This window comes from Kitasatospora sp. CB02891 (genome assembly GCF_002803145.1).
Classification (GTDB): Bacteria; Actinomycetota; Actinomycetes; order Streptomycetales; family Streptomycetaceae; genus Kitasatospora; species Kitasatospora griseola.
On record NZ_NNBO01000001.1, the window covers coordinates 43,741 to 58,919 of the forward strand.

Annotated in this window: 14 protein-coding genes; 7 read left to right on the forward strand and 7 right to left on the reverse strand. The window is 75.6% G+C overall.

The genetic code is table 11. The features are described from left to right. Positions 1-13: 13 nt before the first annotated feature. Complete coding sequence (locus CG736_RS00215; protein WP_043912155.1) at positions 14-703, reverse strand: SDR family oxidoreductase; 690 nt, start codon at positions 701-703, stop codon at positions 14-16. 648 nt (positions 704-1,351) lie between these two features. Here CG736_RS00215 and lanKC point away from each other — a divergent pair. From lanKC to CG736_RS00245, 6 genes are all read left to right on the forward strand, one after another. Further along, positions 1,352-3,859 carry a class III lanthionine synthetase LanKC gene (lanKC, locus tag CG736_RS00220; protein ID WP_232733706.1) on the forward strand — a complete coding sequence of 836 codons (2,508 nt, stop codon included), beginning with the start codon at positions 1,352-1,354 and terminating at the stop codon, positions 3,857-3,859. 127 nt (positions 3,860-3,986) lie between these two features. After that, positions 3,987-4,112 (forward strand): SapB/AmfS family lanthipeptide, encoded by a 126-nt coding sequence (locus tag CG736_RS00225; protein WP_100584098.1) that lies wholly within the window; start codon positions 3,987-3,989, stop codon positions 4,110-4,112. 83 nt (positions 4,113-4,195) lie between these two features. Further along, positions 4,196-5,908 (forward strand): ABC transporter ATP-binding protein, encoded by a 1,713-nt coding sequence (locus CG736_RS00230; RefSeq protein WP_232733707.1) that lies wholly within the window; start codon positions 4,196-4,198, stop codon positions 5,906-5,908. Continuing rightward, positions 5,905-6,171, forward strand: a complete 267-nt coding sequence (locus tag CG736_RS00235) for a hypothetical protein (RefSeq protein WP_100584099.1) — start codon at positions 5,905-5,907, stop codon at positions 6,169-6,171. The genes CG736_RS00230 and CG736_RS00235 overlap by 4 nt, the downstream gene beginning before the upstream one ends. Next, a complete protein-coding gene (locus CG736_RS00240) occupies positions 6,168-7,946 on the forward strand; it encodes an ATP-binding cassette domain-containing protein (RefSeq protein WP_100584100.1) in 1,779 nt (592 codons plus the stop codon). The genes CG736_RS00235 and CG736_RS00240 overlap by 4 nt, the downstream gene beginning before the upstream one ends. 77 nt (positions 7,947-8,023) lie before the next feature. Continuing rightward, positions 8,024-8,686: a response regulator transcription factor gene (locus tag CG736_RS00245; protein WP_100584101.1), complete on the forward strand. Its 663-nt coding sequence runs from the start codon at positions 8,024-8,026 to the stop codon at positions 8,684-8,686. Positions 8,687-8,693: 7 nt separating this feature from the next. Here the strand turns inward: CG736_RS00245 and CG736_RS00250 are convergent, their stop codons facing one another. The 5 genes from CG736_RS00250 to CG736_RS00270 form a co-directional block, all read right to left on the reverse strand. Further along, positions 8,694-9,179 carry a hypothetical protein gene (locus CG736_RS00250; protein WP_157815330.1) on the reverse strand — a complete coding sequence of 162 codons (486 nt, stop codon included), beginning with the start codon at positions 9,177-9,179 and terminating at the stop codon, positions 8,694-8,696. Next, on the reverse strand, positions 9,155-9,988 hold the full coding sequence (locus CG736_RS00255; RefSeq protein ID WP_100584103.1) for a nucleotidyltransferase domain-containing protein: 834 nt from the start codon (positions 9,986-9,988) through the stop codon (positions 9,155-9,157). Before CG736_RS00255 ends, CG736_RS00250 begins: the two co-directional genes overlap by 25 nt. Before the next feature lie 61 nt (positions 9,989-10,049). Continuing rightward, a complete protein-coding gene (locus CG736_RS00260; protein WP_100584104.1) occupies positions 10,050-11,264 on the reverse strand; it encodes a sensor histidine kinase in 1,215 nt (404 codons plus the stop codon). A gap of 46 nt (positions 11,265-11,310) precedes the next feature. Further along, positions 11,311-12,669, reverse strand: a complete 1,359-nt coding sequence (locus tag CG736_RS00265) for an FtsX-like permease family protein (RefSeq protein ID WP_100584105.1) — start codon at positions 12,667-12,669, stop codon at positions 11,311-11,313. Further along, positions 12,666-13,427: an ABC transporter ATP-binding protein gene (locus CG736_RS00270; RefSeq protein ID WP_100584106.1), complete on the reverse strand. Its 762-nt coding sequence runs from the start codon at positions 13,425-13,427 to the stop codon at positions 12,666-12,668. The genes CG736_RS00265 and CG736_RS00270 overlap by 4 nt, the downstream gene beginning before the upstream one ends. Positions 13,428-13,718: 291 nt before the next feature. Here CG736_RS00270 and CG736_RS00275 point away from each other — a divergent pair, with 291 nt between their 5' ends. After that, positions 13,719-13,979, forward strand: a complete 261-nt coding sequence (locus tag CG736_RS00275; protein ID WP_100584107.1) for a hypothetical protein — start codon at positions 13,719-13,721, stop codon at positions 13,977-13,979. Positions 13,980-14,096: 117 nt separating this feature from the next. Here the strand turns inward: CG736_RS00275 and CG736_RS00280 are convergent, their stop codons facing one another. Next, positions 14,097-15,140: a polysaccharide deacetylase family protein gene (locus tag CG736_RS00280; protein ID WP_100584108.1), complete on the reverse strand. Its 1,044-nt coding sequence runs from the start codon at positions 15,138-15,140 to the stop codon at positions 14,097-14,099. Positions 15,141-15,179: the final 39 nt, after the last annotated feature.

Sequence of the window (15,179 nt, forward strand, 5' to 3'; positions counted from 1 at the left end):
GTCCCGTCTCCCTTCAGCTGCCCGGGCGCAGCGTCAGGTCGCTGACCGTTCCGTCGTGGGGGTGGTCGAGGACGGCGGCGAGGGCGGCGGCAACGGATTGGGGGGTGAGGCAGGCGGCGGGGTCGTAGGCCATGCGGAAGCGGGCGTGGAGGCGGCGTTGCATGGGGGTGTCGACTTCGCCGGGGTAGACGGTGGTGACTCGGACGCGGTGGGGGTGTTCTTCGGCGCGCAGGGACTCGGCGAGCGCTTTGAGGGCGAATTTGGAGGCCGCGAAGGCGCCGAGGCCGGGTGGGGCGTGCAGGCCGGCGCCGGAGTTCATGAAGACGACGTGGCCCTGGGCGGTGCGGAGGGCGGGGAGCAGGAGCCGGGTGAGCTCGGCGGGGGCGAGCAGGTTGACGGTGAGGGTGCGGCGCCACAGCTCGTGATCGCTGTCGCCGACCGGCCCCCAGTCGGCCGTGCCGGCGATGTGCAGCAGGGAGTCGAGCCGGGGCGGGGCGGCGGGTCCGCCGAGTACGTGGGCGAGGCCGGCGGGGTGGGCGAGGTCGGCGACGACGGTGCGGCTGGTGGGGAATCGCTCGCGCAGCCGGGCGGCGGTGGGTTTGTCGCGGGCGAGCAGCCAGAGCCGGTCGCCGCGGGCGGCGAGCAGCTCGGCGGTGGCGGCGCCGATGCCGGAGCCGGCGCCGGTGAGGAAGTGCGTTGCCATGCCGGGGTGCTACCCGGGTGGGGTGGCCCGGAAGACCGACAACCGGCCATCCGCGGCCCGGCCGGGGCGTGTCGTCCCAGCTGGGGCGCGCGTCAACCGCCGCACGCCGGGGGCGCGTTGGAAGGGGCGGCTGCCGGGACGGTGGGCGCGCACGGCGGCAGGGACACGCTTCGCACGCCCTTGGCGCGCCGGTCGGGTACCGGCCAGTGGGTCCCGGATCGGGGCCCGGCCGACGGGCTCGTGCGCTCCGACGTTGTGCCGAGGTGCGACCCGGGCGCGGCCGTACCGGCGCGTGCGACGGCGGGGCGGTGACGCGGTCCGCTTCCGGGTGTCTGCGCTGGCGGGACGCCCGGGAGGGGCGGGCGCGGGCCCGCGGACGCGGCTGCGCCCAGCACGGGAAAGCGCAGGTAAAGGGAGGGTCGGGGACCGGAGGGAGGGCCTCCGGCATGCGCCTGCGGAATCCGGCCAACCCTTTCCGAAGCTCTTTCGACGGTCGCGCCGTCCCTTGCAGACTCTCGGTGGCGGTCAGCCGATCGCACAATCGGCTCGACCGACGATCCCCCTGCTGCCGTGCTGTGCCGGCTTCACGCCGTCCGGCATCCGGGGGTCTCCCCCTCCCCCTGCGACGCGCCATGGAGAGCTCTTCCGATGGACATGCGCTACGAGGCGTACTCCTACGCCGATCCGGTCTTCTACGACTCCCCGGTCCAATGGGCGGCCCGCGACGAGTTCCCGGCGGCCACCGAAGCCGCGCCGAGCGGCTGGGTGCGCAGCCTGCGTGAGGTGTGGGTGGGCTACCAGCCGGCCACGCCGCCGCTGCCGGAGCAGGGGTGGAAGATCCACGTCTCGGCCTGCCTGGACAACGCGCCGTGGATCCTGGACGTGGTGCGGGCGCACTGCTTCGAGCACGGGGTGGCGTTCAAGTTCCTGCGCAGCCCGGCGCTGGTGCAGACGCAGAACGCCAAGTACGCCTCGCGCGGCTCCAGCGGGAAGTTCATGACGCTGTACCCGGCCGACGAGGCGCAGTTGGAGCGATGTCTCACCGAGCTGGACGACGCCCTGGCGGGAGCGCCCGGCCCGTACGTCCTGAGCGATCTGCGCTGGCGGCGCGGTCCGCTGTACCTGCGCTACGGGGCGTTCACGGAGCAGTGGTGCCGCAACGAGGAGGGCGAGTTGGTGCTGGCGCTGCGCGAGCCGTCGGGCGTGCTGCGTCCCGATGTGCGGCGGGCGGCGTTCGACCTGCCGTCCTGGGCGCCGGTGCCGGCGGTGCTGGCGGAGGCGGTGGCGGGTGCGGGCCGCAGCAGTGTCGACGACTTCCCGTTCGCGGTGGAGCGGGCGCTGCACTTCTCCAACGGCGGCGGCATCTACCTGGCGCGGCGGGCCGGCAGCGACGAGCAGGTCGTGCTCAAGGAGGGCCGCCCGTTCGCGGGTCTCGACCAGCGCGGCGAGGACGCCGTGCAGCGGCTGGTCCGCGAGCAGCGGATCCTGGAGCGACTGGCGGGTCTGGACGCGGTGCCCGCGGTGCTGGGCGATCTGACGGCGTGGGAGCACCGCTTCCTGGTGCAGGAGTACGTGGCGGGCGAGGGGCTGCACCACTGGTTCGGCCGCCGCTTTCCGCTGGTGCACCCGGAGGCGGACGAGGCGGCGGTCGCCGCGTACCGCGAGGAGGCGACGGCGGTGCTGGACGCGGTGGAGCGGGCGCTGCACGCCATCCACGGCCGCGGCATCGTCTTCGGCGACCTCCATCCGCGCAATCTGATCGTCCGCGACGACGGCTCGGTGGTCTTCATCGACTTCGAACTCGCCTCCCCCGTCGACGAGTTCGTTCGCCCCGCGCTGGGCGCGGCCGGGTTCGCCGCACCGGCCGGGCTGACCGGCTTCGAGGTGGACGAGCACGCGCTGCGGGCGCTGCGGCTCTGGGCGTTCCTGCCGCTGCTGCCGCTGACCGTGCTGCACCCGGCGAAGGGCGCGGCGCTGGCCCGCTCGGCCCGCAAGCGCTTCGAGCTGCCGGACGGGTACCTGCCCGAGGCCGATGCGCCCGAGGGGGAGCAACTCGCCGCCGTGGAGGGCCTGTTCGGCGAGGGCCGGGGCGGCTGGCCCCGGCTGCGGGACGGGCTGGTGGCGGCGATCGCCGCGAGCGCCACGCCCGAGCGCGCCGACCGGCTGTTCCCGGGCGACCCCGCCCAGTTCACCCACGACGGCCTCGGTCTGTCGTACGGCGCGGCCGGCGTCCTGTGGGCGCTGCACACGGTGGGCGCGGACGTCGATCCGCGGCACGTGCAGTGGCTGCTCGACGCGGTGGAGCGGCAGCCGTGCCGGCCGGGCCTGTTCGTCGGCGCGCACGGCACCGCCTGGGTGCTGGACCGCCTGGGTCAGCGCGACAGTGCGCTCGACCTGCTGCGCCGCCTCGACAAGGACGAGGCGCCCGGCGCGGGCGCCGACCTGTCCGCGGGCCTGGCGGGCATCGGCCTGGCCCAGCTGCACTTCGCCCGAACCAGCTGCGACCGCGGCCTGCTGGCCGCGGCCGCCGCCAGCGCCGACCGGGCCGTCGCCGCGCTCCGCCTGGGCGAGCCCGCGCCGGCCACGGCCCGGCCCGGCCTGCTGCACGGCGCGAGCGGCACCGCCCTGCTGCTGGTCCGCCTGTTCGAGGAGTGCGACAACCCCGTCCTGCTGGACCTCGCCCGGGCCGCCCTCGACCAGGACCTCGCCCGTTGTGTCACGGCCGAGGACGGCACCCTTCAGGTGGACGACGGCAGCCGGGTGCTGCCCTACCTGGAGTCCGGCAGCGCGGGCATCGCCGCCGTCGCGCACGCCCTGCTGCGGCACCGCCCCGATCCCGCGCTCGCCGAGCAGGTGGCGCTGATCCGGGCCGCCGCCGAACCGGAGTTCATCGTGCAGCCGGGCCTGTTCAACGGCCGCGCCGGGCTGATCGCCCTGCTCGGCCTGGACGCCGGGCCGGACGACGACCTGATCGATCGCCATGTCCGCCGCCTGGCCTGGCACGTGCTGCCCCGGAACGGCCGACCGGCGTTCCCGGGCGAGCAGTTGCTGCGCCTGTCGATGGACCTGGCGACCGGCACCGCCGGCGTGCTGACGGCCCTGGCCTCGGTGTACGACGGAAGCCCGCCGATGCCGTTCTGGCCGGCCGAGAGCTGAACCACCCCGGACGCGGGTCCTGACGCCCGCTCCCCCGCCCCGTCGCGGCCGAGTCATGCCGCCCCACGATTTTCCGGCGACCGCCGGAGAAACCGCAGCACCACCTGTGTCCCGTTAGGAGACTGTCATGGCGATCCTCGACCTGCAGGCGCTGGAGACCCCCGAGGAGACCACCGAGTACCGCTCGGTGCTCAGCTCCCTGAGTGTCGTCAACTGCACCAACAGCACCGTCAGCACCCTGCTCTGTCTCTGAGCAACCCCGGCCGGCCGTGCGCCTCGCGCACGGCCGGCTCCGCATGTCCGGCGCCCTTTCGGCCACGCACACCGGGAGCCCCCGTGCCCACCGCCTCGCCCGCCCCCGCCCCCGTGTTGCGGTCCGTGCTGGCGCTGAAGCGGCGGTGGACCGTCGCACTGGCGCTGTCCGTCGCCGTCGGCACCGCCTGCACCCTGCTGCTGCCCCGCGCGCTCGCCCGGGCGATCGACCGGATCCTGGCCGGCGCGGGCCCGGCGTCCGCAACTCCGCTGCTGGTCCTGGTCGTTGTGGCCGCGGTCGCCGAGGCCACTTCGCAGTACGCCGCGCCCGGCGGCGCGGCCGCGGTGGGCGGCGCGCTGCGTTCGGCGGTGATCCGGCGGGTCGGCGCGGACACGGTGCCGTCGGGCGCGGCCGGTGGCCCGACGGCCGGCGACATCGCGGCCCGGCTGACCGGCAGTGCCCCGCAGGCCGCGCTGGCCGGCGCGGCCGTGGTGCACACCGTGGCCCAACTGGTCACCGCGGTGGGCGCGGTGACGGGCCTGTTCCTGCTCTCGCCCGGCCCTGCCGTGGCGTTCCTGCTCGCCGCGCCGGCCGGCTGGCTGCTGATCCGCCGTCAGGTTCGCCGCACCGCCGGGCACGGCGAGTCCTACCAGGCCGCGCAGTCCGAGATCGCCTCCCGGCTGGTGGAGGCGCTGCGCGGCAGTGCGTCGATCGCCGCCGCCGGCGCCCGTTCCACCGAGCTCGCCCGGGTGCTGCGCCCGCTGCCCGAGCTCGCCCGGCACGGCCACGCGCTGTGGCGCAGCCAGCGTGAAACCGCCTGGAAGGTCGGCCTGTTGGCCCCCGCCACCCAGGTCGCCGTGCTGGCCGTGGCCGGCGCGGACCTCGCCGCCGGACGCCTGACCCCCGGGGGGCTGGCCGCGGCGATGGCCTACGCCACGGTCGGCCTGGGCGGTTTCGGCGCAGCCCAGAGCCTGCTGGACCTGGCCCGGGCGCGGTCCGCCGCCGTCCGGCTGGCCGAGCTCGAAGCGGTCCCGCTTCCAGCCCCGGGCACCGCCGAACTTCCGCCCGGCGAGGGCAGGTTGGAGTTCCGGCGAGTGGTGGTCCGGACCGGCTCCGGCCTCCTGCTCGACCACCTGGACCTGACCGTCCCGGCCGGCGCCTGGGTCGCGGTGGTCGGCGCGGACGACGCCGCGACCTCCGCCGTTGCTTCCCTGGCCGCCGGTCTGCTCCGCCCCGGACGGGGCGCGGTGCGACTCGACGACGCCGACCTCGCCGCCGTCCGCCCGGAGCAGCTGCGGGCGGCCGTCGCCGTGGCGTTCGCCGATCCGGTGCTGTACGGCGGGACGATCGCGGAGGCCCTGGCGCTCGGCCAACTCGACCTCCCTGAGCAGCAGTTGGTTGCCGCGACGCGTGCCGTCGGCGCGGACGCGTTCCTGCGCCGGCTCCCCGCCGGCTACCGCACCCCGCCGTCCGACGCCCCGTTGTCCGGCGGCGAACGCCAGCGCGTCGGCCTGGCCCGCGCCCTGGGCCGGGACGCCCGCCTGCTGGTCCTCGACCACGCCACCGGCAGCCTCGACACGGCCGCCGAACACACCATCCTCACGGCACTCCGCACCCACGCCGCCCACCGCACCCGCCTGTGCGCCACCCGCAGCGCCGCCCTCGCCGCACACGCCGACCTGGTCGCCTGGCTCGACCACGGCCGCCTCCGCGCCCTCGCCCCGCACCAGACCCTGTGGACCTCCCCCGCCTACCGCGCCCTCTTCACCACCGACCCCACCGGGCCCACACCATGACCTCCCCCGACCGAACCCACCCACCCGACACCCCGCAGCCCGACGGCGAACGCCAACACGTCGGCCTCGCCCGCACCCAGGGCCGGAACACCCGCCAGCTGCTCCTCGACCACACCACCCGAAACCTCGACGCGACCGCCGAACACACCACCCTCGCCGCACCCCGCAGCCGCCTCCGCACCCTCACCCCGCACCGGACCCCGCAGCCCGCCCCCACCCACCGCGCCCTCCTCACCACCGACCCCCCAGGGCCCACACCATGACCTCACCCGACCGGACCCACCCACTCACCACACCCCACCCGCCGCACCCTCCGACACCCCGCCGGCCCGACGCCCCGCCTCCGTCACGGCAGGCCGGCGCGCCCCCGTCCCGTCCGGGTCTCGCGCTGCTGCGCGTCGCGCTGGCCGGCAGTCTGCCGGAGCTCTGGAAGCTCGCCGGCTGGACGGTGCTGTCCGCCGCGCCCGCGGCGCTCTCCGGGAAGGCCCTCGCGCTGGCCGTCGACCGGGGCTTCCTCGCCCGCCAACCGGCCACCGGCTGGATCTGGTTGGCGTTGTTCGCCGCCGCGGCGGCGGTCTCCGCGTGGGGGACCCGCAACGCCTACCGTCCGCTCGCCCGGATCGTCGAGCCGGCCCGGGACCGCCTGCTGCGGGCGACGGCCGACGGTGCGCTCCGGCAGACGGCCGCCACCCGTCCCGATCCGGACACGGCGGCCGTCGCGGTCGCCCGGATCACCCGTCAGGTCGAGGCGGTGCGCGACAGCCTGGCCGGGCAGCTGCTGCTGGTGTCCCATCTCGCCCTGACCCTGGTCGCCGTCGTGGCCGGCACCGCCGCGCTCGCGCCCGGCGCACTCGTCCCGATCTGCGCGCCCCTCCTGCTCTCGATCGCCGCCTTCGCCGCCCTCACGCCCCGGATGGCCCGGCGCCAGCGCGAGCTCTTCACCACCGAGGAGGAACTCACCGCCTCCGCCCTGCGCACCATGACGGCGCTGCGCGACCTGACCGCCTGCGGGGCGGAGCAGCAGGCGGTCGACCGGGTGCTGTCCGACGTCGCAGCGAACGAGGCTGCCGGGCGGGCGCTGGCCCGACTGGCCGCCACCCGGCACCTGTTGGTCGCGCTGGGCGCCCGTGGCCCGCTCGCGGTCCTGGCCCTGACCGCCCCGACGCTGCTCCACCACGGCCTGAGCCCGGGTGCGCTGCTCGGCGCCCTCGCCTACCTGCTGGGCACCCTGGAGCCGACCCTGCGGCTGCTGGTCCAGGGCCTCGGGCCGTCCTGGCTGCGACTGACCGTCGCCGCCGAACGGCTCGCCACCACCGCCGCGTCCGAGGAGGAGAGGCCCGCCGTCGCACCCCCGTCCCCCGTCCGACGGAGGCCCCGCCCGCCGGCCCTCGAACTGCGCGGCGTCGACTTCGCGTGGGGGCGCGACGCCCAACCGGTGCTGCGCGACCTCCGGTTGACGCTCCGGGACGGCGAGCACCTCGCCGTCGTCGGGCCGTCGGGTACCGGTAAGTCGACGCTCGGCGCGCTCGCCGCGGGGCTGCTCCGCCCGGACCGCGGCCACGTCCTGCTGTCCGGGCTGCCCGCCGCGCAGCTCTCCCCCACCGCGCTCGCCGCCCTTCGGATGCTGCTCCCGCAGGAGCCGTACCTGTTCACCGGCACCCTCGCCGAGAACCTCCGCTGGCCGGACCCGTCGCTGTCGACCGCCCGCCTCCGCCAGGCCCTGCACGACCTCGGCGCCGCCGCCCTGACGGACCGTCACGGCGGCCTCGACGGCACGGTCGGTCCTGCCGCCCTCTCCCCCGGCGAACGCCAACTCGTCGCCCTGGTCCGCGCCTACCTCAGCCCGGCCCCGCTCACCATCCTCGACGAGGCGACCAGCCACCTCGACGCCACCGCCGAACTCCGCATCGACCAGGCCTTCCGCACCCGCCCGGGCGCCCTCCTCACCATCACCCACCGCCCCTCCCAGGCCGCCCGTGCCGACCGCGTCCTCCACCTCGACACCACCGCCTGGTCGCTCACCCACCGCCCGCGCTGACCTCGACCGGGCGCCGACCGACTGACGGGCGAGCAGCTCCGAGCAGGAAGCGGTCGGCCGTGCCCCACAATGATCGAATGACGGACGATCGACTGCGGGTGGTGCTGGCCGAGGACTCGGCGGTGCTGCGGGACGGCCTGGCGGAGCTGCTGACGGTGCGCGGCCTGGAGGTGGCGGCGGCCGTCGCCACCGGCGAGGAACTGCTCGCGGCGGTCGCGGAGCACCGCCCGCAGGTGGCGGTGGTGGACGTCCGGATGCCGCCCACCCACACCGACGAGGGGGTGCGGGCGGCGCTGCGGATCCGGCGGTCCTGGCCGGAGGTCGGCGTGCTGGTGTTCTCCCAGCACCTGGAGACCGGCTGGGTGACCCGTCTGCTCGCGGACGGCGCGGCCGGCCTCGGCTACCTGCTGAAGGAACGGGTGGCCCGCACCTCGGAGTTCGTCGACGCCCTGCACCGGGTCGCGGCGGGCGGCACCGCGCTCGACCCCGAGGTCGTCACCCACCTGATGCGCGCCCGCCGCCGCAGCGCGGTCGACGAACTGACGCCCCGTGAACGCGAGGTGCTGGCCCTGATGGCCGAGGGCCGCTCCAACCGCGCAATCGCCGAACGGCTCTCGGTGACCGAGCGGGCGGTGGAGAAGCACGTCGCCGCGGTCTTCACCAAGTTCGACCTGCACGCCTCCCCGGCCGACAACCGCCGGGTCCTGGCCGTGCTGGCCTACCTCGCCGAGTTGTCCTGATGGATCGTCATTTCACCTTCGCTGTCCGCGACTTGGCGGCTTTGCGAATGCGCTTGGTGCGTCCGCCCTCGACCAGTGCCGCGAGGACGGCGCCGGCCGGCGAGGTCTCGGCGGCGTGGAGCCGGCACCAGTTGGTCGCCGCGAGCAGCTCGTCGGCCTCCCACGGCTCGCCCACCGCCGCCGCCCGCAGCAAGGTCCACTCGCGCAGCCGCCGGGAGACGAAGTCGTTCGCCGCCACGACCTCGGCCGGCTCCGCACGCCAGGCGGGATACCCGGGGTCCGTGAACAGCTCGACGGCCCGCCGGTCGAGATACTCGCGGACCGCGCTGCCGGCCATCGCCCCGTCGGGATCGGTCAACACCCGCGCGACCAGCCCGGCCCCGTCCTCCGGCGCCACGTCGACGAACGCCCGCCGGTAGCGCGCGTACCGCACGTGCTCGTCCGGATCTCGGTCCGGATCGGACTCCGTCACTCCTGCCTGCTGCTCGTGCACTCCCACCGTTCCTCGGAGACTTCCTCGATGACCTCGTGAAGGTACTGCAAGGCGAGCTTCTCCGCGCGGTGACGGCGTTCGACGGTCGTTCCGCCGACCTCCTCGGACCACCGGCGGTAGAGCTCGGCGGCGGCGAGGATCGCCTGTCCGGCCTCCCGGTGGTCGTAGCCGCACAGGGTGGCCCGGAGGGCGTGCGCCGCTTCGGGGGCGACGGTCTCCAGGCGGCGTACACCGCGCGGGTCCGCACCCGCGCGGCGGGCGGCCAGCGGGCCGAGGACGGTGTCGCGCAGGTGGGAGAGGAAGCCAATGGTCTCGAACAGTTCTCCGCGGCCGAGCTTCGTCGCCCCGTAGTGCACCCAGACCCAGAACCGGTCCTCGATCCACTGGAGGTCGAACTCCGCCGCAGCCAACGGCCGTTCGGCGAGGGATTCGGCCAGCAGGCCGTCCCGGTCCCAGAGGATCTCCGGGTCCGCAGTCCGCTCGGCGAAGTCGGAGGCCCGGACGAACTTGAAGTCCACGTGCAACAGCGGCGGCCCGACGAGCGTGACGATCAGCCGAGGTTCGCCGACGTGTTCCCCGGTGAAGCCGGCCACCAGCGAGGTCCAGGAACCGATCAGCGCCAGCCGTTCCCGCATGACCGCGTCGTACGCCGCGTCGTCGACGGCCAGCACCAGGTCCACGTCCGCGTACTCGTCGCAGTCTCCTGCCGCGATCGATCCGGTGAGCGCCACGCCGGCGAACCGCCCGTCCTGCCGCACGCGTGGGAGGGCCTCGTCGAGGAAGTTGCCGTGCAAGGTGGGAATGTCCATCCGCTTTCCTTCCGACCGGAGCAAAGCAGACCAACGTAACACCGAACTTCCTTACCGACCCTCACAGTCGACAGGGCAGTTCCGCCGTGACGACGGTCGGGCCGCCCGGCGGGCTGCTGATCCGCAGCGTTCCGTCGACGGCGGCGAGGCGTTCGGCGAGGCCGTGCAGGCCGTGGCCGGGGGCCGCGCTCGCGCCGCCGCGGCCGTCGTCGTGGACGGTGAGGCGGATCCGGGCGGCGCCGGTGGTGACGGTGAGTCGGGCGGCGCTCGCGGCGCTGTGCTTGCTGATGTTGGTGAGCAGCTCGGCGGCGCAGTACCAGAGGGCCTGTTCGACCGCCTCGTCCGGCCGCTCGGGCAGGTCGACGCCGAGGGTGACCGGTACGGCGCAGCCCGCGGCGAGGGCGGGCAGGGCTTCGGCGAGACCGCCGTCCAGGCCGGTGGGGCGCAGGCCCTGGGTGAGGGTGCGCAGTTCGGCGATGGTGTCGTCGGTCTGGGTGCGGGCGCGGTCGAGGAGGGTGCGCAGCCGGGGGTCGGTGTGGTCGGTGAGGGTGTCGTCGGCGAGCGAGAGGGTGATGGCGAGGGCGACCAGTCGGGCCTGGGTGCCGTCGTGGAGGTCGCGTTCGAGGCGGCGCAGCCGGTCGGCGCCGGTGGTGAGCAGCGTGTGCCGAGCAGCCTCCAGGTCTTCGACGCGCTGCTGGGTGCGGGCCGGTCCGAGCAGGTGGCGGGCGAGGTACCGGTTGGCGTCGGCCGCCAGGCGGAGCAGCGGCGGGGTGAGGGCGAGCAGGACGAGCCCGAGCGGCGGGGCGGCGACGTCCAGCAGGTTCGCGGGGTGCGGGCCGTCCTCCAACAGGCGCAGCCACAGCGGGAATCCGAGCAGCCAGCCGCAGCCCAGCGGCAGCAGGACGACGGCGAGGCCGAGCACGCCGAGCGGCAGGCGCAGCAGCAGGTAGCCGAGGGTGCGCCAGGCGACGGTGTCGGCGAGCGCGGCCCCGACCCGGGCGATCGCGCCGTCCGGCCGGGCGGCCGGGCCCGGCGCGGGGACGTTCTCGCCGAGCATGCGCCCCGTCAACCACCGCTGCGGTGCACCCAGTCGACGGGCCCCGGCCAGCGCGAGCGCGGTGACCGGCAGGCCGACGACCGTCAGCGACAGCAGCACTCCGGCGTACAGCGCGGCCAGCGCGTACGCCCCGCCGAGCACCGCCGCCGGCAGCCCGACCACCAGGAACCCCACTTCCCCGGGCCGCACCGCCCACCACCGCCGCACCCGTCTGCTCATCGCCGACCTCCGTCTCCCGTACCGACAACGATCATGCTCCCCCGGCTCACTCCTGTGCACCGCCCACCACGGCCGCCGGGGCCTGCCGCATCGCCACGGTCGCGGCCGCCAGCACCGTGGGAACGGTGAGCAGCGCAGCCGCGGCCGCGATCCACAGACAGGTCGCGACGGGGACGGTCGGCACCGGGCTCCCGGTGGCGGCCAGGCTGAACGCGACGGTGGCGGCGGCGGTGACGGCGCCGCCGAGGAGCAGGCCGAGCGCGGCGGTCAGGACGGCCTCCAGGGCGACAACCCGCAGTACGTCCGGGCGAGTCGCGCCGAGCAGGCGCAGCAGGGCGAACTCGCGGCGACGTTCGCCGGTCAGTGCGGCGAGGGTGGTGACGGTGGCGATCGCGCCGAACGAGCCGAGCAGGCCGAGCTCGGCCTGGCGCAGCCAGCTGTCGGTGGCGGAGGTGGCCCCGCCGGGCGGTCCGGCGACGGCGTGCAGAGCGGTGCCGGTCATGCCGGCCATGGTGGCGGACAGGCCGCCGAGCAGGGCGATCGGCACGACGGCGGAGGCCGCCCGGCGGGCGTGTCCGCGCAGATTCGCCTCGGCCTGCCATCCGGCGACGGGCAGCAGCGCACGCACGACACGACCGAGCGGGACGGTCACCAGCGCGACGAGCAGCGGTCCGGCCAGCGCGACGCCGACGAGCAGGACGAGGGCACTGAGCAGGGTGGCCTGCGCGGCCTTGTCGACCTCGGCGGGCGGACGCGTCGCGGCGAGACGCACCAGCAACGCCCCGCCGGTGAACGCGATGCCCGCGGCGAGCAGGCGAACGACGCCGGGCCTCCGGTCCGGGCCGGAACCGTCGGCGAGAGCGGCGGCCGGGGTGGGCGCGGTGACCTGACGGGCAGCCAGGGTGGCGGCGGCGGTGGCGACCAGCGACGTCACCGCGACGGCGACCGCCGCGGCAGGCAGGACTCCGCCGATCCGGGCGTCGGGGGCGGCCATCGCCCGGTGCTGCAGCGCGGCGAGGAGGACCCGCGCGGCGGCGGCCCCGAGCAGGGCGCCGGGGACGGCGACGAGCACCACCGTCGACGCGGCCTGTCGCCGCACCAGTCGGCGGATCTGTCGGGGCGTGGCGGCGACGGTGCGCAGCAGCGCGAGGTCCCGGTACTGGTGCCGCAGGGCGAACCCGAGCGTGTTCAGCGCGACGAAGAACGCCACCAGCACAGTGATCTCCCCGAACGCCCCGACAATCACCCCCACTCCGGGCCCCCGCACCTCGCCCCGCCCGCCGTCGGCCCCCAACAGCGCCCCGAGCGCGGTGACCGTGGCCACCGCGAGCAGCAACGCCACCGCAAGTCCGACGAACCCACCGGGCCGTCGCCGCAGTTGCCCCCACGCGAGCACCCCGATCATCGCTTCCCTCCCTCCGCCCCGGCGAGCGCGTCGACGACCTGACGGGCCGTCGGGTGGTGGAGTTCGGTGACGAGTCGGCCGTCGGTGAGGAGCAGGACGCGGTCGGCGCGGGCGGCGGCGGTGGGGTCGTGGGTGACCATGACGCAGGTGGCGCCGTCGCGGTCGACGGTCTCGCGGAGGAGGTGGAGGATCCGGGCGCCGGTGGTGCGGTCGAGGGCGCCGGTGGGTTCGTCGGCGAAGAGGATGCGGGGGCGGGAGACCAGGGCGCGGGCGATGGCGACGCGTTGTTGCTGGCCGCCGGAGAGTTGGGCGGGGCGGTGGCGTTCGCGGCCGGCCAGGCCGACCCGGGCGAGGGCCTGGTCGACGGTGGCGCGGGGCGGACGGTGGCCGGCCATTCGGCCGGGGAGTTCGACGTTCTGGGCGGCGGTCAGGCCGGGCATCAGGTTGAACGCCTGGAAGACGAAGCCGACCTGTTCGCGGCGCAGGCGGGCGAGTCGGCGTTCGGGCAGGGCGTCGATCGGGGTGGGGCCCCACCAGATCCGGCCGCGGTCGGGCCGGTCCAGGCCGGCCAGGCACTGCAGCAGGGTGGTTTTGCCGGAGCCGGACGGGCCCATCACGGCGGTGAACGTCCCGCGCCGGAACTCCACCGTCACTCCGCGCAGCACGGGGATGTCACTGCCGGCGCGCCGGTAGCCGCGGTGCAGTTCCTCGCCCCGGGCGGCGATCTCCGTCTCGGTGCTCGTGGTGAAACTGGTCATGCCTTCATCGTGCGCGGCGCCCACCTGCCGTTTCGCCCGTGCCGCCACCCGTCTTCGGGGTTCGGGAAACCGCACCCCTGCCGTCGGACGTACGGGCATCCGCGCGTCGGAGGTACGGGCGTCCGCCGCCGGGGCGAGCCGGCTGTCGCGGCGTCCGGCTCGGAGCGCGAGGAGGGTGCCGGATGGTTCCCACGGCACCGCCCGCCCAGGGTGGCGCCACGACAGAGGGGAAAGCCGGTCCGGCGATTCCTGGCTTCCCTGGCCCTGACCGGTGCCGCCGCGCTGCTGCCGATGGCCGGGCTCGTGGCCGTCGCGCCCGAGGCCCATGCCACCAGCCAGCAGTGCGTCACCGCGGCCGTCCAGTCGGGCGTTCCGGCGGAGCTCGCACAGCAGGCGTGCTCGCTCGCCGCGGCAGGTGACATCGACGAGTGCGTCGACCTGCTGGGCGGCTTCATGCCTGCGCCGCTCGCGCACACGGCCTGTTCGATGGCGGCCGGGCTCGGCGGCCAGCCCGACCAGCAGGGGGCCGGGCGTGTTCTGACCGAGAGCTGACCCGACTGCTCCGCCCGCGACCTCGACGCGGGGCGGACCTCTGTACGCCGGAAGCACTCCCGATCGCCCGGGGGCGTGCCCGGCAGCAAAGGACGCCGGTATGCGCCCACCCCTCCGTCAGGCCGTCGGCAGCCCGTCCACCCGGGCGAAGGTGCAGCCGCGGTCGAGCAGGCCCTCGATCACGCCCGGCAGGGCGTCCACGGTCTGCGAGCGGTCGCCGCCGCCGTCGTGCAGCAGGATCACCGAGCCTGGGCGGGTCTGTTCCAGGACGGCCCGGGTGATGGCTCCGGCGCCGGGCCGCGCCCAGTCGGTCGGTTCGACGTCCCACAGCACCACGGTGGTGTCGCCCTCGGTGAGCCAGCGCAGCACGTCGGGCGTGCGGGAGCCGTACGGGGGCCGGAACATGCGCGGGCCGTCGTCGCCGACGGCTCGGGCGATCGCCTCGTCGGTGCGCTCCAGCTGGGCGAGCACCTCACCCCTGCCGAGGTCGGGCAGGTAGGGGTGGGACCAGGAGTGGTTGGCGATCTGGTGGCCGGCGGCGGCCATCCGTTCGAGTTCGGCGCGGTGCGCGAGGGCGTGCAGGCCGACGCAGAAGAAGGTGGCGGGGACGGCGTACCGGTCGAGGACGTCCAGGATCCGGCCGGTGTAGGGCGGGTTGGGGCCGTCGTCGAAGGTGAGGGCGACCACCGGGCGTTCGCGGTGGCCGGAGACCAGGCAGCGACCGGCGCGGCGCATCCGCTCCAGGGCGGGGATGCCGGCGTCGATGTCGGCGGCCATCTGCGCGGCGCGGTCGCCGAACGTGCCGGTCTCGACGGTCAGCCGGACCATCGCGGCCGGGTCGCGGAGCGCGGCGGCGGCGAGGTCCTCGGCCGGGACGGAGCCGAACGCGGGACGCGGCGGCAGCACCCACGGGTCGGCCCGGTACAGGGTCAGGCCGGCGTTGATCAGGCCGCCGTCCAGTATGCCGTTGGTGGAGTCGATCACGGTCAGCAATCGCTCGCCGGTGGCGGCGAACTCCCGTTGCAGGCCGAGCAGATGGTCGGTGAGCTCGCGGATCCGCCCGGCCGCGAACCGGGCGGGCGGGGCGGCGGGACGGCCGTTCTCGTCGAGCACCGCGACCTCGAAGCCGGAGCCGGTCCAGGCGATTCCCGAACAGCGCATCGTGGCCCCCTCGCCGCCGGTCGCGGCCGGGCGGCCGCG

Excerpts from the sequence above, each read along its gene's own strand:
- CG736_RS00280 (WP_100584108.1), bottom strand. The coding sequence starts at position 15,140 with ATGCGCTGTTCGGGAATCGCCTGGACCGGCTCCGGCTTCGAGGTCGCG.
- CG736_RS00245 (WP_100584101.1), top strand. The coding sequence starts at position 8,024 with ATGACGGACGATCGACTGCGGGTGGTGCTGGCCGAGGACTCGGCGGTG.
- CG736_RS00225 (WP_100584098.1), top strand. The coding sequence starts at position 3,987 with ATGGCGATCCTCGACCTGCAGGCGCTGGAGACCCCCGAGGAGACCACC.
- CG736_RS00265 (WP_100584105.1), bottom strand. The coding sequence starts at position 12,669 with ATGATCGGGGTGCTCGCGTGGGGGCAACTGCGGCGACGGCCCGGTGGG.
- CG736_RS00215 (WP_043912155.1), bottom strand. The coding sequence starts at position 703 with ATGGCAACGCACTTCCTCACCGGCGCCGGCTCCGGCATCGGCGCCGCC.
- CG736_RS00275 (WP_100584107.1), top strand. The coding sequence starts at position 13,719 with ATGGCCGGGCTCGTGGCCGTCGCGCCCGAGGCCCATGCCACCAGCCAG.
- lanKC (WP_232733706.1), top strand. The coding sequence starts at position 1,352 with ATGGACATGCGCTACGAGGCGTACTCCTACGCCGATCCGGTCTTCTAC.
- CG736_RS00240 (WP_100584100.1), top strand. The coding sequence starts at position 6,168 with ATGACCTCACCCGACCGGACCCACCCACTCACCACACCCCACCCGCCG.
- CG736_RS00260 (WP_100584104.1), bottom strand. The coding sequence starts at position 11,264 with ATGAGCAGACGGGTGCGGCGGTGGTGGGCGGTGCGGCCCGGGGAAGTG.
- CG736_RS00235 (WP_100584099.1), top strand. The coding sequence starts at position 5,905 with ATGACCTCCCCCGACCGAACCCACCCACCCGACACCCCGCAGCCCGAC.
- CG736_RS00270 (WP_100584106.1), bottom strand. The coding sequence starts at position 13,427 with ATGACCAGTTTCACCACGAGCACCGAGACGGAGATCGCCGCCCGGGGC.
- CG736_RS00255 (WP_100584103.1), bottom strand. The coding sequence starts at position 9,988 with ATGGACATTCCCACCTTGCACGGCAACTTCCTCGACGAGGCCCTCCCA.